21 protein-coding genes and 2 tRNA genes are annotated in these 22037 nt (G+C 66.0%); 6 read left to right on the forward strand and 17 right to left on the reverse strand.

The genetic code is table 11. The features are described from left to right. The first annotated feature begins 56 nt into the window (after positions 1-56). Positions 57-1613, forward strand: coding sequence for a succinic semialdehyde dehydrogenase (locus A5787_RS24175; protein WP_066971780.1), 1557 nt, complete (start codon positions 57-59; stop codon positions 1611-1613). A gap of 66 nt (positions 1614-1679) precedes the next feature. Then, entirely contained in the window at positions 1680-2114 is a 435-nt protein-coding gene (locus A5787_RS24180) for a DUF4383 domain-containing protein (RefSeq protein ID WP_066971782.1), read from the forward strand. 99 nt (positions 2115-2213) lie between these two features. Here the strand turns inward: A5787_RS24180 and A5787_RS24185 are convergent, their stop codons facing one another. The 3 genes from A5787_RS24185 to A5787_RS27510 form a co-directional block, all read right to left on the reverse strand. After that, positions 2214-2555 carry an RNA polymerase-binding protein RbpA gene (locus tag A5787_RS24185; protein ID WP_066971912.1) on the reverse strand — a complete coding sequence of 114 codons (342 nt, stop codon included), beginning with the start codon at positions 2553-2555 and terminating at the stop codon, positions 2214-2216. 501 nt (positions 2556-3056) lie between these two features. Continuing rightward, a complete protein-coding gene (locus A5787_RS24190; RefSeq protein WP_066971784.1) occupies positions 3057-4295 on the reverse strand; it encodes an acyl-CoA desaturase in 1239 nt (412 codons plus the stop codon). Positions 4296-4454: 159 nt separating this feature from the next. Beyond that, on the reverse strand, positions 4455-4604 hold the full coding sequence (locus A5787_RS27510) for a hypothetical protein (RefSeq protein ID WP_156764111.1): 150 nt from the start codon (positions 4602-4604) through the stop codon (positions 4455-4457). 297 nt (positions 4605-4901) lie between these two features. Here A5787_RS27510 and mmaA2 point away from each other — a divergent pair, with 297 nt between their 5' ends. Next, positions 4902-5786: a cyclopropane mycolic acid synthase MmaA2 gene (mmaA2, locus tag A5787_RS24195; RefSeq protein ID WP_066971786.1), complete on the forward strand. Its 885-nt coding sequence runs from the start codon at positions 4902-4904 to the stop codon at positions 5784-5786. A gap of 395 nt (positions 5787-6181) precedes the next feature. On the opposite strand, the gene A5787_RS27085 is transcribed toward mmaA2, so the two are convergent. Together A5787_RS27085 and A5787_RS24200 are read right to left on the reverse strand one after the other, a co-directional pair. Further along, complete coding sequence (locus A5787_RS27085; protein WP_082977425.1) at positions 6182-6394, reverse strand: CsbD family protein; 213 nt, start codon at positions 6392-6394, stop codon at positions 6182-6184. A 230-nt stretch (positions 6395-6624) separates the two neighbouring features. Next, positions 6625-7878: a fatty acid desaturase gene (locus tag A5787_RS24200; RefSeq protein ID WP_066971788.1), complete on the reverse strand. Its 1254-nt coding sequence runs from the start codon at positions 7876-7878 to the stop codon at positions 6625-6627. Between the two features lie 124 nt (positions 7879-8002). Between A5787_RS24200 and A5787_RS24205 the strand changes: the two genes are divergently transcribed. Beyond that, the gene (locus tag A5787_RS24205) at positions 8003-8203 is read left to right on the forward strand and encodes a hypothetical protein (protein ID WP_066971790.1); all 201 of its coding nucleotides are present in this window, start codon (positions 8003-8005) and stop codon (positions 8201-8203) included. Positions 8204-8274: 71 nt separating this feature from the next. On the opposite strand, the gene A5787_RS24210 is transcribed toward A5787_RS24205, so the two are convergent. The 5 genes from A5787_RS24210 to A5787_RS27520 all read right to left on the reverse strand — a co-directional run bounded on the left by A5787_RS24210 (position 8275) and on the right by A5787_RS27520 (position 13406). Next, positions 8275-9150, reverse strand: a complete 876-nt coding sequence (locus A5787_RS24210; RefSeq protein WP_066971791.1) for an SAM-dependent methyltransferase — start codon at positions 9148-9150, stop codon at positions 8275-8277. A 525-nt stretch (positions 9151-9675) separates the two neighbouring features. Then, positions 9676-10575 carry an alpha/beta fold hydrolase gene (locus tag A5787_RS24215; protein WP_066971913.1) on the reverse strand — a complete coding sequence of 300 codons (900 nt, stop codon included), beginning with the start codon at positions 10573-10575 and terminating at the stop codon, positions 9676-9678. A 115-nt stretch (positions 10576-10690) separates the two neighbouring features. Beyond that, complete coding sequence (locus A5787_RS24220) at positions 10691-11884, reverse strand: aldose epimerase family protein (RefSeq protein WP_066971792.1); 1194 nt, start codon at positions 11882-11884, stop codon at positions 10691-10693. A 51-nt stretch (positions 11885-11935) separates the two neighbouring features. Further along, a complete protein-coding gene (locus A5787_RS28400; protein ID WP_231994145.1) occupies positions 11936-12640 on the reverse strand; it encodes a DUF2993 domain-containing protein in 705 nt (234 codons plus the stop codon). A 702-nt stretch (positions 12641-13342) separates the two neighbouring features. Next, a tRNA-OTHER gene (locus A5787_RS27520) sits at positions 13343-13406 on the reverse strand. 190 nt (positions 13407-13596) lie between these two features. Between A5787_RS27520 and A5787_RS28695 the strand changes: the two genes are divergently transcribed. Together A5787_RS28695 and A5787_RS24235 are read left to right on the forward strand one after the other, a co-directional pair. Further along, positions 13597-15552 (forward strand): PE family protein, encoded by a 1956-nt coding sequence (locus A5787_RS28695; protein ID WP_066971795.1) that lies wholly within the window; start codon positions 13597-13599, stop codon positions 15550-15552. A 360-nt stretch (positions 15553-15912) separates the two neighbouring features. After that, a complete protein-coding gene (locus tag A5787_RS24235; RefSeq protein WP_231994142.1) occupies positions 15913-16317 on the forward strand; it encodes a hypothetical protein in 405 nt (134 codons plus the stop codon). A gap of 135 nt (positions 16318-16452) precedes the next feature. On the opposite strand, the gene A5787_RS24240 is transcribed toward A5787_RS24235, so the two are convergent. The 7 genes from A5787_RS24240 to A5787_RS24270 all read right to left on the reverse strand — a co-directional run bounded on the left by A5787_RS24240 (position 16453) and on the right by A5787_RS24270 (position 21877). Then, positions 16453-16529: transfer RNA gene (locus A5787_RS24240), tRNA-Pro, on the reverse strand. A 172-nt stretch (positions 16530-16701) separates the two neighbouring features. Beyond that, positions 16702-18102: a ribosome biogenesis GTPase Der gene (gene der / locus A5787_RS24245; RefSeq protein ID WP_066971798.1), complete on the reverse strand. Its 1401-nt coding sequence runs from the start codon at positions 18100-18102 to the stop codon at positions 16702-16704. Further along, a complete protein-coding gene (gene cmk / locus A5787_RS24250; protein WP_066971800.1) occupies positions 18099-18779 on the reverse strand; it encodes a (d)CMP kinase in 681 nt (226 codons plus the stop codon). The genes der and cmk overlap by 4 nt, the downstream gene beginning before the upstream one ends. Then, entirely contained in the window at positions 18776-19519 is a 744-nt protein-coding gene (locus A5787_RS24255; RefSeq protein WP_066971802.1) for a pseudouridine synthase, read from the reverse strand. Before A5787_RS24255 ends, cmk begins: the two co-directional genes overlap by 4 nt. Continuing rightward, positions 19519-20217 (reverse strand): SMC-Scp complex subunit ScpB, encoded by a 699-nt coding sequence (scpB, locus tag A5787_RS24260; protein WP_066971915.1) that lies wholly within the window; start codon positions 20215-20217, stop codon positions 19519-19521. Before scpB ends, A5787_RS24255 begins: the two co-directional genes overlap by 1 nt. After that, entirely contained in the window at positions 20217-21017 is an 801-nt protein-coding gene (locus tag A5787_RS24265; protein ID WP_066971804.1) for a segregation/condensation protein A, read from the reverse strand. The genes scpB and A5787_RS24265 overlap by 1 nt, the downstream gene beginning before the upstream one ends. Beyond that, positions 21014-21877 carry a ParA family protein gene (locus A5787_RS24270; protein ID WP_066971806.1) on the reverse strand — a complete coding sequence of 288 codons (864 nt, stop codon included), beginning with the start codon at positions 21875-21877 and terminating at the stop codon, positions 21014-21016. The genes A5787_RS24265 and A5787_RS24270 overlap by 4 nt, the downstream gene beginning before the upstream one ends. Positions 21878-22037 lie beyond the last annotated feature (160 nt).

Below are 22037 nucleotides of genomic sequence, written 5' to 3' on the forward strand. Positions count from 1 at the left end.
TAGTCGCGGCGATAGGCTGGTGCTTTGGACGCTGCGCATTTCCGAGGGGTAACGACATGTCCGCACCATCAGCCGAGGTCTTCGACCGCTTGCGCCAGCTCGCCGCGATCAAGGACACCGCGGCCCGCGACACCAAGCCGATTGACGAGGTCTTCACCGGCAAGCCGCTGGCCACGATCCCCATCGGTACCGCCGCCGACGTCGAAGCCGCGTTCGCCGAGGCGCGAGCGGCGCAGGTCGAGTGGGCGAACCGCCCGGTGAGCGACCGCGTCGACGTCATCCGACGCTATCGCGACCTGGTCGTCGAGAACCGCGAGTTCCTCATGGACCTGCTGCAAGCCGAGGCCGGCAAGGCCCGCTGGGCGGCGCAGGAGGAAATCGTCGATCTGATGGCCAACGCGAACTACTACGTGAGCGTCGCCGCCGACCTGCTGAAGCCGCGCAAGGTGCAGGCGCTGCTCCCGGGGATCGGCAAGACCACCGTCGCCTACCAGCCCAAGGGCGTGGTCGGGGTGATCTCGCCGTGGAACTACCCCATGACGCTGACGGCGTCGGACTCGGTTCCGGCGCTGCTGGCAGGCAACGCGGTGGTGCTTAAGCCGGACAGCCAGACGCCGTATTGCGCGCTGGCGTGCGCCGAGCTGTTGTATGAGGCCGGCCTGCCGCGAGCGCTCTACGCGATCGTGCCGGGTCCGGGCTCGGTGGTCGGCACCGCGATCATCGACAACTGCGACTACCTGATGTTCACCGGCTCGACCGCCACCGGCAGGCAGCTCGCCGAACACTGCGGCCGTCGGCTGATCGGTTTCTCGGCCGAACTCGGCGGCAAGAACGCGATGATCGTCACGCGCGGGGCCAACCTGGACAAGGCCGCCAAGGCGGCCACCCGCGCGTGCTTCTCCAACGCGGGCCAGCTGTGCATCTCCATCGAGCGGATCTACGTCGAAAAGGACATCGCCGACGACTTCACCAGCAAGTTCGGCGCTGCGGTCCGAAACATGAAGCTGGGCACCGCGTATGACTTCTCGGTGGACATGGGCAGCTTGATCTCCGCGAGTCAGCTGGACACGGTGACCGACCATGTCGACGACGCGAAAGCCAAGGGCGCCAAGGTGATTGCGGGCGGCAGGGCCCGGACCGACCTCGGGCCGCTGTTCTACGAGCCGACGGTGCTGACCGACGTCACACCGGAGATGGAATGCGCGGCCAACGAGACGTTCGGGCCGCTTGTGTCCATCTACCCCGTGGCCGACGTGGACGAGGCCGTCCAGAAGGCCAACGACACCGAGTACGGGCTCAACGCCAGCGTGTTCGCGGGCTCCGCCGCGGAGGGCGAACAGATCGCGGCCCGGCTGCGGTCCGGGACGGTGAACGTCAACGAGGGTTACGCGTTCGCGTGGGGCAGCCTCGGCGCACCGATGGGCGGGATGGGCCAGTCCGGGGTCGGCCGCCGGCACGGGCCCGAGGGCCTGCTGAAGTACACCGAATCGCAGACGATCGCGGCGGCCCGCGTGTTCAATCTCGATCCGCCGCTTGGCGTTCCGTCGACGCTGTGGCAAAAGTCGCTGGTGCCCGTGGTGCGCGCGGTGATGAGGCTGCCCGGCCGCAAGTGACATTGGCATGATCTACTACCCGGCGTAGTATTCGGGGCGATCCCACCGTGCACAAGGAGGTGCAACGTGAGGTGGAGTTTCGCCCAGATCGGGCTGCTGATCATCTGTGTTCTGCATGTGGTGCAGGCGGTGATCGGCTTCGTCCTTGAGCCCAGCTTCGCGACCGGGCCCAATGCCCCGACCGTCCAACTGTTCGGAATGGACTACAACGGCTGGCACGCCGTCGCCGGGCTTGCCCTGTTCGCGCCGGGCCTGGTGTTCGCGATGCGCAAGTCGTGGGCCGTGTTGTATCTGTTGTTCGCCGCGATAGCCGGTGCGCTGCCAGGCATCTGGGCCTTCTTCTCGCACCAGGTGGCGTTCGTCTTCACGTTTCCCCACAACACGACCGACGCGGTAGTGCACTTGGTGACCGCCGGCGTGATGCTGGCGGTGGCCGCCCTCCAGATCCGCATGGACGGTGGGCTTCGGAACTCGCTCGGCGATCTCCGGAAGGCGCCGTAGCTCGGGCGGTTAGCGGCGCCAAGAATCTCTGGAGCACTTCCCAAGCTGCTCCGCCGAGGGTGAGTTCGTCCACGACAACGACTCACGAGGTTCCGCCTCTTAGCTGCCGCGGCGGCGTGACTTGATGATCTCGAGGCGTTCGTTGAGGAGTTCATCGAGTTCTTCAATCGAGCGGCGTTCCCGCAGCATGTCCCAGTGTGTGCGCGGCACCTTGCCCTTCTTGGGTTCGGCGAGTTCACCACCCTCGATCAGGGTGCCCTCCAGGCCGTTGCGGCACAGCCAGGAGCCGGGCACGTCGGCGTCGGCGGCAAAGGGCATGTCGAACTCGTCGCCATTGTCGGTGCGGTACCGCGCTATCTTGCGCGCCGCCAGGTCATGGTTGCGGTCGGTCTCATAGCTCAAGGCGCCAAGGCGGCTGCCCCTCATGACCCGATCAGCCATCGCCAACACTTCGCTGTCGTTCGACTAGATCTGCGGTAGCGCTCATCCGACCGGACAATCCAAGCAGATCGTGCTCGCCCAGACCTCCGGGCAGCGTGTAGGCGAGTTGCCGTATTTCGACGGCGTAGTCGCGCAAGTCCTGACGGAGCTGCGACTCAACGGTGGGCATGACTTCTTCCTGTGGCAGGGATTTACTGAGACGCGCCGATTTGTCGTGCAGCCGGACCTGAAATCTGATGCCGTCCAGCCGTCAATCCGCAATGCACCCGGGGGGTGCCCTTTATCGTCTCCCAACCGCGCCCACTACCCTACTCTGTTCTGTTCGCGGGCTGAACTGCCAGGTAACTGCGTGGTCACGAGTCGGCCGTCGGGTTCGTCCGGGCGTTGCGGACTCGGGCGCTGCCGAGGAAGTTTCACACAGAGCAGTCAACAACAGCGGCATCCGGAAGCCAACTGCGGGGTTCATGCTGAATGGGATTGTGTCGCACCATGATTGGACCGCTACGCCGACCGGCGTCTGGACTGGGGTCGATTACTGTGGGTGAGTATTGCCGTGGCCAATCCGCGTCGCCTCACGTGGTTGCCCACGCTTGAATCATGCGACCGTTTCGTGACATTCCGGAATTTGTGTTCGGACGCGGTCTCTGGCGCGTCGTCGGAGGTCGCGAAAAGGAACCGGTCCGGAAGCGCCAACTTGCAGATGGTGCGCGAGGTGAGGAGGTACTGACGAAGCAACGGACCCGTCGTATATGGCAGGTCGTAGTTGGCGCATAAAGCGCGAACCCGCACGGCGATCTCGGGGTATCGATTGCTTGGCAGGTCAGGGTAGAGGTGATGTTCGATTTGATAACACAGGTTTCCACTCAGGAATGCGAGCACTTTCCCGGCCCTGAAGTTCGCGGTGCCCAGCATCTGTCGCAGATACCATTCGGGCTTTGTTTCGCCCTCCAGGACGGACGGGGTGAACTTTTCCGCTCCGTCCGCGAAGTGACCGCACATGATCACGGCGCAGGCCCAGACGTTGCGCAGCCCGTTGGCGACCACGGTGGCTCCCAGTGCGCGCCACCACCGCCGGCCACTCAGCACTGGAAACAGGACATAGTCCTTGCCGACCTGCCGAGCGATCTTGCGGATCAGCGCAGCCTTGTGAGCGGCTTTTCCGGCGGTCGTCGTCTCGCGCTCCTGCACTGAATACAGACCGTGCAGCGCGACGCCCCACTCGAATAACACCGCCAGCAGCACCGCACGCAACGGCTGCAGCAGTGCGCGTGGCCGCCACTCCTCGTCTCGAGTGACCCGCAAGACGCCGAATCCCAGGTCGTCATCTACGCCGACGACGTTCGCGAAGACGTGATGCCGGTAGTTGTGGGAGTTCTTCCACTGGGACGTGAGGCCGGCCATGTCCCATTCCCAGGTAGCGGAATGGATCTCCGGGTCGTTCATCCAATCCCATTGACCGTGGCTGATGTTGTGGCCGAGTTCCATGTTCTCGATGCACTTGGCCGCTGCCAGGGCAGCGGTTCCGACGGCCCAGCCAAACCTGCCTTTACTGGTGCCGATGACTAGCCTCGCCGCGACCTCGAGGGCGCGCTGAAAAGCGATGGCGCGCTTGATGTATGCCCGATCGCTGGCGCCACGTGAAGACTCGATATCGCGACGGATCGCTTCCAACGCGGCCGCGAGCTCCTCGAGGTCTTTGTCACTCAGGTGCGCGTATTCAGGTACTTCAGTGATGGCCACGGAATCAATGAGATTCGGGCATGATGGCACGCGGCGTCCGGGCGGCGACGCGCGGCCAGGGAAGGTTTACGAACCGCAGCAATGTGGGTCCCGTCCGATCTTTTTGGATGTTTGTTTACGCGTAGGCGAGGGCCCGCGCGAGGTCAGGTAAGCGGGTAACTACTCGATCGGGCCGCGATCGATGTTGTTGCGTGCACTCACCGGCCCGGCCGCACCGCTGATGTGACCGCCGTAGTCGCCCTCGTCACGGGAGTCCCGCGGCCCGGCGACCTGCCCGGAACCACCTGGTCCGGTGGACGGCTGTGCCATATTTGAGCACCCGCCTTGTCGCCCCTAGTCGTTAGTTGACCTCCGAGGCTACATGAACCGCGAGATCCGCGGCTTTGCGCGCGGCTGCCGACCCCGATCCAACGCACGCTGGCGCAGCGCACCCGTTTCTACCCGGGTGGGCCCAAGCAGGACACCTGCGGACACCCGGAACGTCGCCGCCTCCCTCGACCGGCGCTGGCAACCGACGAGAAAGGTTTCATGCCATGACTACTGGGTTGCGCCTCGGCGTAGCGTTGCCCGTGAGGGCGCAGTCCTCGGGGCCAAGGGGGACAAGATATGGCCAAAAAGCTGACACCGCACTTCAGCGATGTGCAGGCGCACTACGACCTGTCCGACGACTTCTTTCGCCTATTTCTGGACCCCACCCAGACCTACAGCTGCGCATACTTCGAGCACAAGGGCATGACGCTGGAAGAGGCGCAGGTCGCCAAGATCGACCTGGCGCTGGGCAAGTTGGGTTTGCGAGCCGGCATGACACTGCTCGACGTCGGCTGCGGCTGGGGCGCCACCATGCGCCGGGCCATCGAAAAGTACGACGTCAACGTCGTCGGTCTGACGTTGTCGAAGAACCAGGCCGCCCACGTGCAGAAGTCGTTCGACGAGATGTCCAGTTCGCGCAGCAAGCGCGTGTTGCTGGCCGGCTGGGAACAGTTCGACGAGCCCGTCGACCGCATCGTGTCGATCGGCGCGTTCGAGCACTTCGGCCCTGACCGCTACGACGACTTCTTCGCGCTGGCCCACAACATCCTGCCCGCGGACGGCGTGATGCTGCTGCACACCATCACCAGCTTGACAGAGCAGCAAATGATCGACCGCTTCTTGCCGATTACGTCCGACTTCGTCCAGTTCATCAAGTTCATCTTGACCGAGATCTTCCCCGGGGGCTTTGCACCGCCGATCGACATGGTGGAGGAGCACTCGGCGAAGGCCGGTTTCACGCTGACCCGCCGCCAGTCGCTGCAACCCCATTACGCCAGGACTCTAAAGCTGTGGGCGGAGGCCCTGGAGGCACAAAAAAGCGCGGCCATCGAGATTCAGTCAGAAGAGGTGTACGAGCGCTATATGAAGTACCTGACCGGCTGCGAACAGATGTTCCGGATCGGTTATATCGATGTCAACCAGTTCACCCTGGCGAAGCAGGGAATCCAACGTCAGGGTTAATGCGTTGTGGTCGCGTCACATTCGTTGCGATGTGCGAAAATTCGCAATGGTTGAGCCGGGTGACGGGTGCACGCGGCCAGCCCACGCATGAACTTCGACGTCACTGCCGACGATTCGTGCCTTCACCCGCATGTCTCGTGTGTAAAGACTTCCCACAAAGCGGCCCAACTCGATGTCAATCCGGAGCAGCGAACCGTCCGCTAGTCGACGATGTCCGGTCCTCATTGTCGAGATGGTGCTCATGTCTACTACGACGTTGGGACCATCCAGGAAGTTCATCCGGGCGTCATCCAGGTCAGGCGTTGCTCGAGGCCACAGGCGCGGCCTCGCCGCATGCGCGACACCGAGAGTGCGCGGGGCTGATCCCGTCGGCCGTTACGTGAGGGCTTCGTCTGCTATATCTGTCGACGCCGGCGAGGTATCCGTCGACGCCTGCGAGGCCGGAACGCGTCTTTAACCTTTTCACCCGCGTCTCTCAGGTGAGCCGCCCGCTGATCAGCTCTGCCCTCAGCCTCCAACGCTGGATCGTTGATCGCGCGGCCGACTGCCGCCTTGACCTTGCCCGTGACCTGGTCCACCTTGTTCCGGGCTTTATCCGCACTGCTCACTGGCGTGTCCTTCTCTTCCGGTTACGAATAGTGCGCTAATCGGCGGTTACCCATTTTCGGCCTGAACCACCCGCTTGGGCTCCACAGCGGGGTGACCGAAAGCCTTCGCGTACGAAAATCGCTGCGGCAGTGCTGCTTTTATCGTCATGCGCGGAAATGGGAGGAGTGGGCCCGACGCTGCGGCGCTGCGTTTCGGCAACCCGACGGGCTCGAGCTGGGTGCTCGACGCATCAAAACCGCGATGCTCCCCGACGTCGATGGCGGGCCGCAATTGCTATCGCAGTCTTGAGCCCGCGGCGACGCCCTGTCACTGGGTCGGTCTTAGCGAAACCGGGCTCCAGGTCAGCGAACATCCGCTCGCTGCGCGTCTCCGGGGCGTCGTCGGCGGTGTCACGCAAGTACTTGTTCGGCAGCGAGAGTTTGGCGATGGTGCGCCACGTCCTGCCGTACTGCACCAGAAATGAGCCTGTGGTGTAAGGCAGGTCGTACTTGCCGCACAACGCGCGCACACGCACCGAGACCTCGTGCAGCCGGTTGCTCGGCAGGTCGGGGTACAGGTGGTGCTCGATCTGATGGCACAGGTTGCCGCTCATGAACCGCAGCACGGGGCCCGCTTCGAAGTTGGCGCTGCCCAGCATCTGGCGCAGATACCACTCTCCCTTCGTCTCACCGATCATGTCGGTCTTCGTGAATTTCTCCGCGCCATCCGGGAAATGTCCGCAGAAGATCACCGCGTTGGCCCAGATATTGCGGATCACGTTGGCCACCGCGTTGGCCTTCAGCGTCGATGTGTAGGTGGCCGCCGGCGACAGCGAGGTGAGCGCCGGGAACGCGACGTAGTCCTTGACCACCTGGCGGCCGGCCTTGCCCAGGAACTCCTGTGCCAGCTGAAGGGTCGAGTCGCGCTCCGGGCCTGCCTTCAAGATCTTCTCGAAATCGACGGTCTGGCTGCCAATTCCCCACTCGAACCCCAGCGCGAGAATGGCATTGAACAGTAGGTTGCCGATGTTGAAACGCTGCCAGGGCTGGTCACGTGTGACCCGCAGGATGTAGTAGCCCACATCGTCATCCATGCCCAGGATGTTGGTGTATTTGTGGTGCTGAAAGTTGTGGGAAGAAATCCAGTGTTTTGAGGCCGCGCTCATGTCCCACTCCCACGTCGTGGAGTGAATCTCGGGATCGTTCATCCAGTTCCATTGGCCGTGCATGACATTGTGGCCGATCTCCATGTTCTCGATGATCTTGGCCAGACCAATGGTCACCGTTCCCGCCCACCACACCGAGCGTTTCGAGCTACCGGCCAGCATGAGCCGCCCGGCTAGTTCGAGAGCACGCTGCGCGGCGACGGTGCGGCGGATGTAGCGGGCGTCGCGCTCGCCAAGGGAATCCTCGATATCCAGCCGGATCGCGTCCAGCTCAACCGCCAGATTCTCGATGTCGGCGTCAGTCAAATGGGCGAAGGCCGGAACATCCGTAATCGCCATAGTTTCCCTCCCCTTAGGACTTCTACGTCCGGATCTCATCGCTCACACGCATCGGCGAGTGCCTGACCGATGGACGCAACCACTCACTGGCTCGTCAACACCACTAACATGTCTGCACCGCAAGATGAGCGGCGGCAACCACACCCGCGATGTCGAACCACTACTCGTCGTCGGGACAGGTTCATTCATCGGCGAAGGCTTCGACTGCCCGGCCCTGGATACCCTGTTCGTGCTGCACCGGTCATCTTCAAAAAATCGCCTGGTCCGGTGCGTCGGGCGAATCACCCAACCATACGCGACCAAGGCGACCACGACCGTGCATTGACCCGACCTGGTGAAGTGCTCAACAGCGAACGAGAGTCGTTCATTGGTGGGTAGGTCGGCGCCGAGACCGGCTTATCGTCCTGCCAGCAGGGTCGACGTGTAGTAGGTGACTCCGTTCATCGTTTGCCGATCATCGTCAGTCTGCGGGATGGCCCCCAAGCCGTGGTCGGTAAGTAGCCGTGCCATCGGTGTCGCGACCGACGACCATCCGCGAGCGTCGAGATACGCGCCCACGTCGTGGCGCTCGCCCTCGAACTCGATCACATCGAAGTCGGGTTCGAAGCCGTACTGGCGCCATTTGGCCGTCGCCTCGCGCATGCGTTCGCGCGCCACGTCGGGATCCATGTCGGCGGTACTCGGGACTCCCTCGGTGCCGAGTAGGCTGCCGGGCGCGCTCAGTGCAGTGATGGCGTCGAGCAGCCGGTCCTGGTCGCCCGGTGTCAGGTAGCCAAACAGGCCTTCAGCGGTCCACGCCGTGGGTCTATACGAGTCGAATCCCGCCGCGTTCAGCGCCGTCGGCCAGTCCTCGCGCAGGTCGATCCCAACCGGCCGCAAGTCGGCTTTGGGTTCGGCCCCAAGACCAGCCAGCGTCGCAAGTTTGAATCCGATCACGGCCGGTTGGTCGATCTCGTACACCGTCATCCCACTAGGCCAGTTCAAGCGATAAGCGCGGGTGTCAAGGCCCGAGGCGAGGATTACGGCCTGGCGGACGCCGGCCGCGACGGCATCAGCCTGGAATCGGTCAAAGTATCGCGTTCGGGCCGCGATCGAAACAGGCATCTGTGCTAGGCCCCACGCGCTGCCCTCGACGTCCACGTCCGCCGCGGACAGCTCACCGGTAGCCCAGCGGGTCAGAAAGGGCACACCGACCGCACGAACTAACGGCTCGGCGAATTGATCGTTGATTTCGCCGTTGGTGGTCGCGATGGCACGCGCCGCCGCCACCATCGTCGCCGTTGTTCCTACGCTGGTTGCGGGATCCCACGGTTCCCGGGCAGGTGTGATGGTCTGCCTCCAAACTCGAACTCGGCTATGACAAATGGTTGTTCTGGCACTCGGGGCTCGGAGATGAAAGCCGGTGATAAACCCTGCAGTGGCAACGGATTCGCTGCCGCCCCGGTAAGGCCACTCACTGACGATACCGAATCTCGCGACCATGTGGGAGGCCGGCACGTTGCTGACGCCCGCCCGCAGCCGTGAGGGATCGGTGGTAGTTGCAGCGGAAGTTCCAGACTCCGAGGGCTTCGCGGCATTGATCTTCTGACGTCCATGTCCGGGCGTCGAGGAACTCCTCGATTTTGAACCTGCGACGACTTGACCCCCAGACGGACATAGTGCGACTTTCGTTGTCTTGCAACGATCCGCAACGCAATCCGGCCGGCAAGGAAACGCATCCTGGCGTCCTGCGTCGACTCCCCGGTTGGCTCTTGCTAGAGGCCGGAGGGAGAAGACCCGACGCCGACTCCTAGTCGTTCAGCCGGCGATGCGGTCAATGTGGGCAAGGAAGTGCGTCAATACCGCGTCGGGGGCTTCGAGTTGGGGCCAGTGGCCGATGTCGTCGGCGAGCATCACCACATCGGGGTTCGGTATCACCTCGGCATAGCGGCGGGCCATGTGGGCGCCGGAGTTGGGGTCGACGGGCCCGTCGATCAACCGCATCGGAACCGCGGTCTGTCGCATGGCACGCACCCACCGGTTGCGGTGGGTGTAGCGATCGTTGATGAACCGGCCGACCTTGTGCAGCACCCGGCGCCCGTCGTTGTAGTCCAAGATCTGGTTGAACACGTCCATCATGTGCCGGGTCGGCTTGGTGTTCGGGCCGAACATCTCGCGCAGCGTCGGCTCCAGCAGCCGACGAGACAGCGGACTGTTCTGCACATGGCTGAAGACATCGCCCAACGGGGTGCCCGACATCAGCTTCTGCGCCGCCCTGGGCGTGTAGGACTCGATGAACATCCCACCGTTGAGCCAGGTGATCGAGTCGATGCGCCATTCGCCGTAGGCCTGCTGACCGAACTCGTGGCGGGCCAACAGTTCCTGGCCCACCGAATCGCCGATGTCGTGGGCCAGGATGTGCGCGTTGCGGATGTTGAGGTGCTCCAGGAGCGCCTCGTGCATGTCGGCGTGATCGCCCACCGAGTATTCGTAGGCCACCGGTTTAGCCGAGAATCCCATGCCGATCATGTCGGGTGCGATGACGGTGAACCGTTGCGTCAGCGTGGGCCACATCGGTGCCCAGTCAAAGGAATTGAACGGATAACCGTGAATCAGCAGGAGCGGAGGCCCGCTACCCTCCACGCGGTAGAAGATGTCGAAGCCGAGGTAGTCGAAGAACTCTCCCGAGGCCAGCCAGCGTTGAAGTTCAGCGTCCATGACGGTCATCATGCCCCGCTCTGCGGGCGTTGCGCGAGAGTCCACTGCGCAAGCCGCAGGGACGCGCCGCGCTCAGGACGCATTTGAGGCGAGCTGGAACACCCATTCGCTGCTCCTATTGAGCGCCGAACGCGAAAACCGTTGTCGAATTGTAGCTTTGGCCGTGGTCAAGGGTTGTCGTCGGAAAGGTCGGATGATTCGGCGAATCCGGGTAGTGCTGGGTCTCCATCGTGAAACCCGCGCCTTGCCGGTAGGCATGGCCGCTGGTTCCCGTAAACGCCCCGTCGATGAAGTTGGCGGTGTAGAACTGCACACCGGGTTCGGTGGTGGAGACTGTCAGCGTGCGCCCGGTCTGCGGGTCTACGGCCCTGGCCGCCTGTACCAGCCCCGTGTTGCTGCCGCGGTTGATCACCCAGTTGTGGTCGTAGCCGCGGGCCAGCAGCAGCTGCGGGTCGCTCGCGGTGATGTGGGCGCCGATCGCTGTCGGTGAGGTGAAGTCGAACGGTGTGCCCTGCACCGGGGCGATCTGCCCGGTCGGGATCTGGGTGGCGTCGGTCGGGGTGTAGGTGTCGGCATTGATGGTGAGCTTCTGGCCGTAGACGTCGAGCGTGTCCTCGCCGGCCAGGTTGAAGTAGCTGTGATTGGTCAGGTTGATCACGGTCGGGGCATCGGTGGTGGCGTGGTAGTCGATGCGCAGTTCGTTATCCGAATCCACGGTGTAGGTGACTGTGGTCGTCAGCGTCCCGGGATAGTCCATTTCGCCTGCGGGACTGACATATTGGAGTATCAGGCCCACGCCGTCGCTACCGTTCTGCGGACTGGCCTGCCACACCTTCGTATCGAAGCCCGCGGTGCCGCCGTGCAGGCTGTTGCCGTTGTTGTTGATCGGTACGTGATACTCGGTGCCGTTCAGCAGGAAGGTCCCCTTGGCGATCCGGTTGCCGTAGCGGCCCACGATCGCGCCGAAGTAGGTTTTGCCGGAGCCGGTGTTGCGCAGGTAGCCGTCGAGGGTCGGGAATCCGAGCACGACATCGTCGACATGTGCGTTGCGATCGGGGACCTCGATCGACTGGACGATGCCGCCGTAGGTCAGGATTCGCACGCGCATGCCATGCCCGCTGCTGAGCGTGTAGCGGCTCACCGGCGTCCCGCCCACCTGGCCGAACGGCTCTTCGGTGATCGACGGCGACCCTGCGGACGGTGACGCACTGCCGCTGCCCGGGGTGGTTTTCGTGGTGGTGCTGCCGCACGCCGCCAGGCCCGCTACACAGGCGACGGCGATCAATCGAAGTAATGTCTTGCCGCGCATGGCCCTAAATGTTTCCCTATCAGCACTCGCGCGTGTGACTGGCTGAATATGTCAGACCCCGCCGAAACAGTCCTGACCGGTCTGTGGCGACGACGAATCCGCCGGGATCGTCGCGTTCAAGGTGGAGAACGTCGCCTCCACGCCAGTATCGGTGACCTTGACGCTGTCGGCGTGGATGCCCAGCGGATAGTTCTGGGTCGCTTTGGACGTGAGACTGTCCAGGTTCTTCTGCACCTTGTCCGTCGACATCTTGGAGCCCAGCGCGGTCAAGTTGACCACCTGCAGTGCCAGCCCGTTGTTGGCAATCTGGGGCTTGACGGTGGCGCTGTCGAGTAGACCCTTCAATTCGATGGTTCCGTCGTTCGGATTGGTGGTGACTTTGCTGGTCACAAAACTGCCCAGCACCGGGATGGCGTCCTGGATCGATTGCTTGATGCCTTCGGATGACCAGGTGATGGTGCCTTTCAGTGCCCCGATGGTGCCCTTGGAGTTGTTGGTGTCGCTCAGGCGCAGGTCCTTGATATCGATGTTGACTTTCATGCCCTTGGCGCTGCGCACCTGATTGCCGGCAGTCTGCACGGAGATGTCGGGGTAGTCGTCACTGAAGTACTGCCAGAGCATCGGCGGCATGGACGCAAACGACACCGTGGCGCTGTCCTGCACCTCGCACGCCACCGCGCTTGCCACCTTGTTCCCGGCCAGGTGGCGGACATATAGCTCAGTCCCGATCACGACGGCCAGGACAACGACCAGCACAATGGCGAGGACCAGAGCGATCGACCGCCGGTTGCGTAAGAAGCGGCGCCGGGTTTGCGCCGGCGCCTCCTTGGGCGGCGGCTGGGTGGACAGCCGAATGGTGGCCTGTTCCGGTTGCCGTGGTGGCAGGCCGCCCTGACCTTGGTGCGGGGCAGGTGGGCGGCCCGCCGGATACGGCTGCGGACGCGGTGGGCGACCGGGCGGCGGTGGTCGGTTCCCCGATGGCGGTGGTGGATATGGCCGACCACCCTGAGGAACCTGCTGGGTCGGCGATTCCGACGGAGGCGCGGGCTGGCGCCTCGGGGGTACCGGTCCCCTACTGGGGCCGGGCGGCTCGAATGGGCGCTTCCATTCCGGTGAATCGCCGCGCGAGGGCCCTTGCGGAGTCGTCATCTGCTCGATTGTCCCTTATCGAGGTGAACGCGTCTGCGTCAGTTACGCAGCACCCGGCGGCCGTCGTTGTAGTCCGGGATCTGGTTGAACACCTCCGTCATCTGCGGGGACGGCTTGGTGTTCGGGCCGAACATCTCTCGCACCTCAACGTCAAATTCATCTACGCCGCCATTTGAGAATTACTGCGCGACTTCACCCTGGACCCCACCAGGGACTACCAACCCACCGGCGCCCCCAAAGGCCCCACACGGAAAACCCCCGAACCTAAAGTAGGTTCGGGCTATTCCGATGTCTCGCGACACCACACGGTCGGGCTGACAGGATTTGAACCTGCGACCACGGTCCGGCAGCGCGCTCCGTTGAGCACAGTCTGCCGCCAACGCCATGTCAAAGGGGAGATGAGCACCGCTCTGTAGGGCGCGCAGCTCGGCTGCATGGCGGCGACTCCGGTTTGGAGAATTGCCCTCCAAGCACTATCAGACATATGTACAGTTTCTGAGTCGTCTTGGGATTTCCCCTGAGGCACTGCCTGTCCTCGTGTTGCCTGGCGATGGGAGCCGCAGATGTCGTCGTTGATCGCTTCGCCGGATGTGTTGGCCTCCGCGTCGTCGGATTTGAGCGGGATCGGGTCGGCGCTAAGAGCGGCGAACTTCGCGGCGTCGCCGTCAACGACGTCGGTGGTGGATGCGGCTTCCGATGAGGTGTCGGCGGCGATCGCGGCGGTGTTTTCTGGCCACGCCCGGGCCTATCAGGCGTTGAGTGCGCAGGCGGCGGTGTTTCATGCCGACTTTGTGCGCGCTTTGAGCGGGGCGGGGGGCGCGTATGCGCTGACCGAGGCAGCCAACGGCTCAACGTTGCACAGCCTTCCGCAGCCGGTGCAGGCCGTGTGGCAAGAAGTCCGGGGGTTAATCAATGCGCCCACCGATTTGTTGTTGGGGACGCCGCTGATCGGCAAGGGCACCAATGGGGCGCCGGGGACCGGGCAAAACGGTGGGCCGGGCGGACTGTTGTGGGGCCCCGGTGGCGACGGCGGGTCCGGGGCGCCTGGGCAGCCCGGCGGCCAAGGCGGGAACGCTTTCTTGTTCGGCAACGGCGGCCGGGGCGGGGCCGGCGGGGCCGGTACGACCGGCACAACGGGCTCTGCGGCGAGCGGCACCGACGGCGGCCTCGGCGGCAACGGCGGGACGGGCGGAGTAGGCGGCCACGGTGGGCTGTTGTACGGCAACGGCGGTCCCGGCGGTCTAGGCGGGGCCGGCGGTCTAGGCGGGGCCGGTGGGATCGGCACCACCGGCTTTGTCGACGGCACCAACGGCGGCCTCGGCGGCTACGGCGGCACCGGCGGCCAAGGCGCTCAGGGTGCGGGCGGCACCGATCACAGCGGCGTCGCTGGCGGTGGTGCCGGCGGTGATGGCAGCCGGGGCGGCAACGGGGGCACCGGCGGCGACGCCGGGTTGGGCGGCACCGGGCTGGGCGGTCAGGCCGCGTCGGGGACTGCCGGCAACGGCGGTAATGGCGGCACCGGGGGCACCGGCGGTGGCGGCGGCGACGGCCTTAACGCCGGTGATGCGGGTGCGATCGGCGGCAATGGCGGCACCGGCGGGGCCGCGGGGGCCGCCGGCAACGCCCACGGCGGCACGTTGGGCCACGGCGGCAACGGCGGCACCGGCGGGACCGGCGGCACCGGCGGTGACGGTGGCGCCGGCTCCGGCGCCCTTAACAGCGTCGCCGGTCAAGGCGGCACCGGCGGCAACGGCGGCACCGGCGGGGCTGGCGGCGGCACCCCCCACGGCGGGACAAACGGCGACGGCGGCCTAGGTGGTAACGGCGGCACCGGCGGCAAGGGCGGCGGCAACACGACTACGGGCAACGAAGTCCTTGGTGGCGGCGGCGGCGGTGGCGGCGCCGGCGGTAACGGCGGCGACGCCGGCACCGGCACCGGCAGCGGCGGCACCGGCAATGGCGGCGGCACCGGCGGGACCGGCGGGACCGGCGGCACCGCCACCAGCACCGGCCTCCACGACGACGTCGGCGGCGGCGGCGACGGTGGCGGCGGTGGCGGCGGCGGCGCCGCCTCTGGCGCTACCGGCGGTTGCGGGGGCGCCGGCGGTGGCGGCGGCGCGGGCGGCGCCACGGAAGATGTTCCGAACTTCCACGGTGGCGACGGCGGTGGCGGTGGCGGTGGTGGCGGCGGCGGCGACGCCAGCGCCACCGGCGGCACCGGCGGTAATGGCGGCGCCGCGACCGACAATGGCGCCGCCACCGCGCCCGGCGGCTCCGGTGCGGCGGGCGTGGGCGCCACCGGCGGTGGTGGTGGCGGCGGCGGCGCCAGCCTCGGCACCGGCGCCGGCCTGCCCGGTGGCAATGCTTCTGGCGCCACCGGCGGTGCCGGTGGCGGCGGCTACACACCCGGTCCGGGGGGTAACGGCGGCACCGTCTTCACCGGCGGCCGCGGCGCCGGCGACACCAGGTTCTCCCCCATAATCCCCCCCGAGGGCAGTGACGGCCAGAACAGCCCCTAACACTGACTAGCGCCGGCGGCGACCGCCAACAAGGTGAAGTGCAACATCCGCCTACCGCCCTACTCTCCGCGCATGCGCGACATCGAGACCATCGACTCCGAACTGCGCCTACTCCTGGGGATTCGGCAGCTGGTCCCAGGGCTAAAGCGGGGAACAGGATCGCTGTAGCCCGCTTCTGAACATTTGACGCGCCGCCCTTGCTCTCCGGGGGCGGCCCGTCACTGTGGCGGCGATTACAAATCCGCTACCCGTCGTCGCTCGATCGCGGAGCACGTCCTGCAACGGCCGTATTGTCTGCGGTCAGCTACCCTGGCCTGCCAGTCGTGGCTGAGCGACGCGCTCGGGCTCGGACTGGAACGCGTGGAGGGCAAGCAGAAACTCGTCGGCAAGTCGGGCATGAACTGGGAGGTCGAGGGCAAGGGCGTCAGCACGGATGACGGGGCAATCGTCGTCATCGAGTGCCGGCGATGTACCACCTCCAAGATCAAGGCGGAAGCGATGGGAGCGGTCGCGTACAGGATCGGCGACGTTGGCGCCGCGGGCGGGATTGTCGTAACCCCCATCGGTGTACAAGATGGCGGCGAGCTTATTGCTAAGAGTGAGGGCATCCAGGTTGTTCACCTCGACGCGGATTCCACCACGACGGATTACGTGCTCAAATTTCTGGGCCATGTGTTCATTGGTGCGACGGCGTCGTTAGTGGTGCCGCTAACTATGACAGCCGAGGTCGAGGTCACACGACCTGAGCCGCCGTCGAAAGAATGAGGGGGCTCTCGGACAATTAACGGTTCTCCGGCAAACGCGCACGCGTTGCTGTACCGGTTGCTGTACATACCCGTCGGCGGTACCGCTTCGACGGTTGTCGCGGACCACCGATAGGCGGTCTACCTGCGGAAATTTTGGTCGGGCTGACAGGATTTGAACCTGCGACCACTTGACCCCCAGTCAAGTGCGCTACCAAACTGCGCCACAGCCCGCGTGCTGCCGGGATCACCGGCAGCAGGTCGACAGCCTACCGCAGACGACCCGCTACCCAGTGACGGCCTGGCGGGGCGTCGAGTGTGACTCCTGGGCCATCAGTGTGTGCAGGGGGCGGGAAAATCGCCGGATCTCCGCCGTGGGTGCACCCGCAAAGCCGTGAGCGCACACTCAGCGGCGCTTCGGTCCCCGCTTCTCGCGCACCCGCACGTTGATCCGGATCGGGCTGCCCTCGAAGCCGAACGTCTCGCGCAGCCGTCGCTCCAGGAACCGCCGGTAGCCGGCCTCCAGAAAACCGGTGGTAAAGAGCACGAACGTCGGCGGGCGGGCGGCGGCCTGGGTGGCGAACAGGATCCGCGGCTGCTTGCCGCCGCGCACCGGCGGCGGCGTGGCGGCGACGATTTCCTTGATCCACGCGTTCAGCTGCCCGGTGCCGATCCGCGCGTCCCAGGACTCCAGCGCGGTCTCCATCGCCGGCACCAGCTTCTGCAGCGCGCGGCCCGTCTTGGCGGAGATGTTCACCCGCTGCGCCCACCGCAGCTGCGCCAGCTCGCGGTCGATTTCGCGCTCCAGCAGGTCGAGGCGGTCCTCGTCGACCAGGTCCCACTTGTTGAACGCCAGCACCAGCGCGCGGCCGGCCTCGATCACCATCGACAGCACCCGCTGATCCTGCTCGGTCAGGGTCTGCGACCCGTCGATCAGCACGACCACCACCTCGGCCGCATCGATCGCCGAGTGGGTGCGCACCGACGCATAGAACTCGTGCCCGCTGGCCTGGCCCACCTTGCGCCGCAACCCCGCGGTGTCGACGAACCGCCAGACCTTGCCGCCCAGTTCGATGAGCGAGTCCACCGGATCCACGGTCGTCCCGGCGACGTCGTGCACCACCGAACGCTCGTCGCCCGCAAGCTTGTTCAGCAACGAGCTCTTGCCCACGTTCGGCTTGCCGACCAGCGCCACCCGCCGCGGCCCGCCCGGCGCGGGTGCGGCCTCCGACACCTCGGGCAGCACGGCCAGCACCTCGTCGAGCAGATCGGCGACACCGCGGCCGTGCATCGCGCTGACGGCGTGCGGCTCGCCGAGCCCCAGCGACCACAGCTCCGCGACGTCGGCCTCGGCCCTGTCGCTGTCAACCTTGTTGGCCGCCAGGAAGACCGGCTTGCCCGAGCGCAGCAGGATGCGCGCGGCGGCCTCGTCGGCCGCGGTGGCGCCGACGGTCGCGTCGATCACCAGGATCACCGCGTCGGCGGTCCGCATGGCCACCGCCGCCTGCTCGGCCACCAACTGCTGCAGGCCCTTCGCGTCGGGCTCCCACCCCCCGGTGTCCTGCACGACGAACCTGCGCCCGGTCCACAGCGCGTCATAGGAGACGCGGTCGCGCGTCACGCCGGGGATGTCCTGCACCACCGCCTCGCGCCGGCCCAGGATCCGGTTGACCAGAGTCGACTTGCCGACGTTGGGCCGGCCCACCACCGCGACCACCGGCGCCGGTCCGGCATCTTCGGCGTCCTCAACGCCGGAATCGACCGCTTCCCAATCACTTTCGTCGGCCCAGGTGCCGTCCTGCGTCATCGCACCGCCCCGCTCTTCTGCCGCACCAGCTCGAGCAAATGCGCGATCACCTGCGCCTCGGTCATGTCGCTGGTGTCCACGACCACCGCGTCGGGCGCCGCGCGCAGCGGCGACACCGCCCGGGTGGAATCGAGATGGTCGCGGCGGCGCACGTCGGCCAGCACGCCCTCGCAGTCGTCGGCCAGACCGGACGCGACGTTCTGGTCGTTGCGCCGCCTGGCGCGGGTTTCGGCCGAGGCGGTGAGGAAGATCTTGACCGGCGCGTCGGGCAGGACCACGGTTCCGATGTCCCGGCCCTCGACGACGACGCCGCCCTGCCTAATCTCGTCACGCTGTCGGGCGACGAGCTTGCTACGCACTGCAGGAACCGACGACACCGCCGAGACGGCACCAGTGACCTCATCGCCACGGATCTTGGCCGAGACATCTTCTCCCGCCAGGAAATAGAGATCACCGTCGGGATGGTAGGCAACCGACATCCTCACCGTATCGGCAACGTGTGCAACCGCTTCGGCGTCGGCCGGATCGACTCCCGCCCGCAATACCGCCAGTGTCACCAGCCGATACATGGCGCCTGTGTCCAGGTAGCGCAATCCCAGTGCTTGGGCTAATCCCTTTGACACAGAGGACTTTCCAGTCCCTGCCGGACCATCGATCGCGACTACTATGTTGCTCACAGCCCGACCGCCTTGTAGAGCGAACCGATCTCGTCGCGCCGTAACGCCCGGATGCTGCCCGGGCGCTGCTCCCCCAGCGACACCGCGCCGATGTCGGTGCGCACCAGCGCCTCCACTGGAAAACCGGCGGCGCCCAACAGCCGGCGCACGATGCGGTTGCGTCCCTCGTGCAATGTCACGCGCACCAACGTCTTCCCCGGAATGGCATCCACCACCGCGAAATCGTCGACCCGCGCCGGGCCGTCCTCCAGCTCGACCCCGGCCCGCAACCGCTTACCCAGCCCGCGCGGCACGGTCCCGGTCACCGTCGCCAGGTACGTCTTGGGCACCTCGTGGGAGGGGTGCATCAGCCGGTGCGCCAGCTCGCCGTCGTTGGTCAGCAGGATCAGCCCCTCGGTGTCGGCGTCGAGCCGGCCGACGTGAAAGAGGTTCTTGTTGCCGCGAACCCGGCGCTCGATCAGGTCGCCGATGCACGGCCGGCCGCGCTCGTCGGACATGGTCGAGTGCATGCCGCGCGGCTTGTTCAGGGCCAGGTACACCAGCGAGTCGTCGACCACTACCCGCGCCCCGTCGACGCGGATCACCGAAGCGTCCGGGTCGACCCGGGTGCCCAGCTCGGTCACCACCTGCCCGTCCACCTCGACGCGGCCGTCGATGATCAACTTCTCGGCGGCCCGGCGCGACGCTATTCCCGCCTGGGACAAGACTTTTTGTAGGCGGACCCCTTCAGATTCGGCCATCAATCCTTGTCCACGTCGAAGGACAGCGACTGCTCGGAGGCCGAACCGCCCCCGAGTTTGATGAAACGTGGCTCGCTGTCCAGGGATTCGCTCAGGTCCTCGATCGTGTCGACGTCGGGAAGCAGCGGCGCGATATCGGGGAGGTCGGCCAGCGACGTCAGCCCCAGCCGCTCCAGGAACAGCTCGGTGGTGGCGAATGTCGTCGCGCCGGTGTCGTCGTCGGCGCCGGCCTCGGTGATCAGGCCGCGCGCCAGCAGGGTGCGCATGACGGCGTCGACGTTGACGCCGCGCACCGCGCTGACCCGCGCCCGCGTCACGGGCTGCCGATAGGCGACCACGGCCAGCGTCTCCAGCGCGGCCCGGGTGAGCTTGGATCGCGCGCCGTCCAGCAGCAACTTCTCCACGTACGGCGCGAACCGGGCGCGGGTGTACATCCGCCAGCCCTCGCTGTTTTGCCGCAGATCGATGCCGCTGTCGCGTTCGGTGAGTTCCTCGGCCAGCTGCTGCAGCTTGGCGGCTATTCGGTACACGGGTTGCTGCGTGGCCGCGCCCAGCGCCTCGGCGGTGACGGGGGTGTCCACCACCAGCAGCAGCGCTTCCAGCACGGAGCCGAGTTCCTCGGCGTCCATCGGCGCCGCCTCGGCGATCTCGATGCCCAGATCGATCTCGGGCAGCTCGTCGGGCAGCTCGTCCGTCATCATTCGTCCCGCACTTCTACCGGACGTTCCCCGGTCCACGAAATTTGGAGCACGCCAAGCGGCTCTGACTGGTCGAATGCTACCGTCCGGGTCCGATACAGCTCGAGCAGCGCGAGGAAGCGCCCGACGACCTCCATCGGCGCCTCACAGTCGGCGACCAGCTCGGAAAACGTCGCCCAGTGCCCACTGCCCCGGGCTTCCAGGATCGCCAGCAGTTTCTCGGCCTGCTCGGGGACCGAGACCTGCAGCTCATGCAGGTGGCCGAGGGCCACCGTCGGGACCGGACGCGGGGTGAACGCGACGGCGGCGATCTGCGCGAACCGCTCGGCGTCGACGCCGAGCATCACCTCGGGGAGCAGCTCGGTGAACCGGTCCTCGAGCGACACCGCGCGCGGATAGCTGCGCAACGCTGCGGCCTCCAGCTCGGCGAACATCTCCGCGACGTGCTTGAAGGCGCGGTACTGCAGCAGCCGGGCGAACAGCAGGTCGCGCACCTCGAGCAGCGCCAGGTCTTCGTCGTCGTCGACCTGTCCGGCCGGCAGCAGGCGGGCCGCCTTGAGGTCGAGCAGCGTCGCGGCGATCACCAGGAAGGCCGTGGTCTCCTCGAGGCCCAGCTGGGAGCCGATCGCTTTGGTATAGGCGATGAAGTCGTCGGTGACCTGGTGCAGCGCCACCTCGGTGACGTCGAGGCGATGGGCGAAGATCAGCTGCAGCAGCAGATCGAACGGCCCCTCGAAGTTGGTCAGGCGTACCTGGAAGCCGTTCTTGGCTGGCGCCTCACCGTTGGCTGCGCCGTTCACGCGCCGAATCGGTGGATGAACTCGCGGGCCAGCGCGCGGTAGGCGATGGCGCCGGTCGATCGGGGCGCCCAGGTGGTGATGGGCTCGCCCGCCACGCTGGTCTCCGGGAACCGGACGGTCCGGGTGATCACGGTGTCGAACACCAGGTCCCCGAACCGCTCCACGACGCGGGCCATCACCTCGCGCGAGTTGACGGTGCGCGGGTCGTAACGGGTGAGCAGGATCCCGCTGATCTCCAGCTTCGGGTTGAGCCGGTCGCGCACCTTGTCGACGGTGTCGGTGAGCAGCGCCAGGCCGCGCAGCGAGAAGAATTCGCACTCGGTGGGAATCACCACGCCGTCCGCGCAGGCCAGTCCGTTGACGGTGAGCAGGCCCAACGACGGCTGGCAGTCGATCAGGACGTAGTCGTAGCGGTCCAGCACCGGGTACAGCGAGCGGCCCAGGGTCTGCTCGCGGCCGACCTCGTTGACCAACTGGATCTCGGCGGCCGACAGGTCGATGTTGCTGGGCACCAGGTCCATGTGGTTGACGCGGGTGTGGAGGAGCACGTCGTCGATCGACACCCGCGGCTCGACCAGCACGTTGTGGATCGTCTTCTCCAGCTCGTAGTGCGGGACGCCCAGGCCCGCGGACAGCGCGCCCTGCGGGTCCATGTCCACCAGCAGCACGCGCCGGCCGTATTCGGCGAGCGCGGCGCCCAGGTTGATCGTCGAGGTGGTCTTCCCGACGCCGCCCTTCTGGTTGCACATGGCGACGACCTTGGCCGGGCCGTGCGAGGTGCGCGGCGCCGGCTCGGGAATCGCCCGCGGGGGGCGTCCCGTCAAGCCGATCTCGACGCCGTTGTCCGGGTGCTCGGTCATCACGCCCGGCGTGTTCGAGAGGTGAACATCGCTCGAAAGTCTAACGGCTTCGCGCATGTAACCCGGGCGCCGCGCGGACGAATCACCAGCCAATATGGGCGGAAATCGCTGGTGGAACGCACCTTTGCGCGCAGGGCTAACTTCAGTCACACCAGCACCA

The organism is Mycobacterium sp. 852002-50816_SCH5313054-b (assembly GCF_001667185.1).
Taxonomy (GTDB): domain Bacteria; phylum Actinomycetota; class Actinomycetes; order Mycobacteriales; family Mycobacteriaceae; genus Mycobacterium.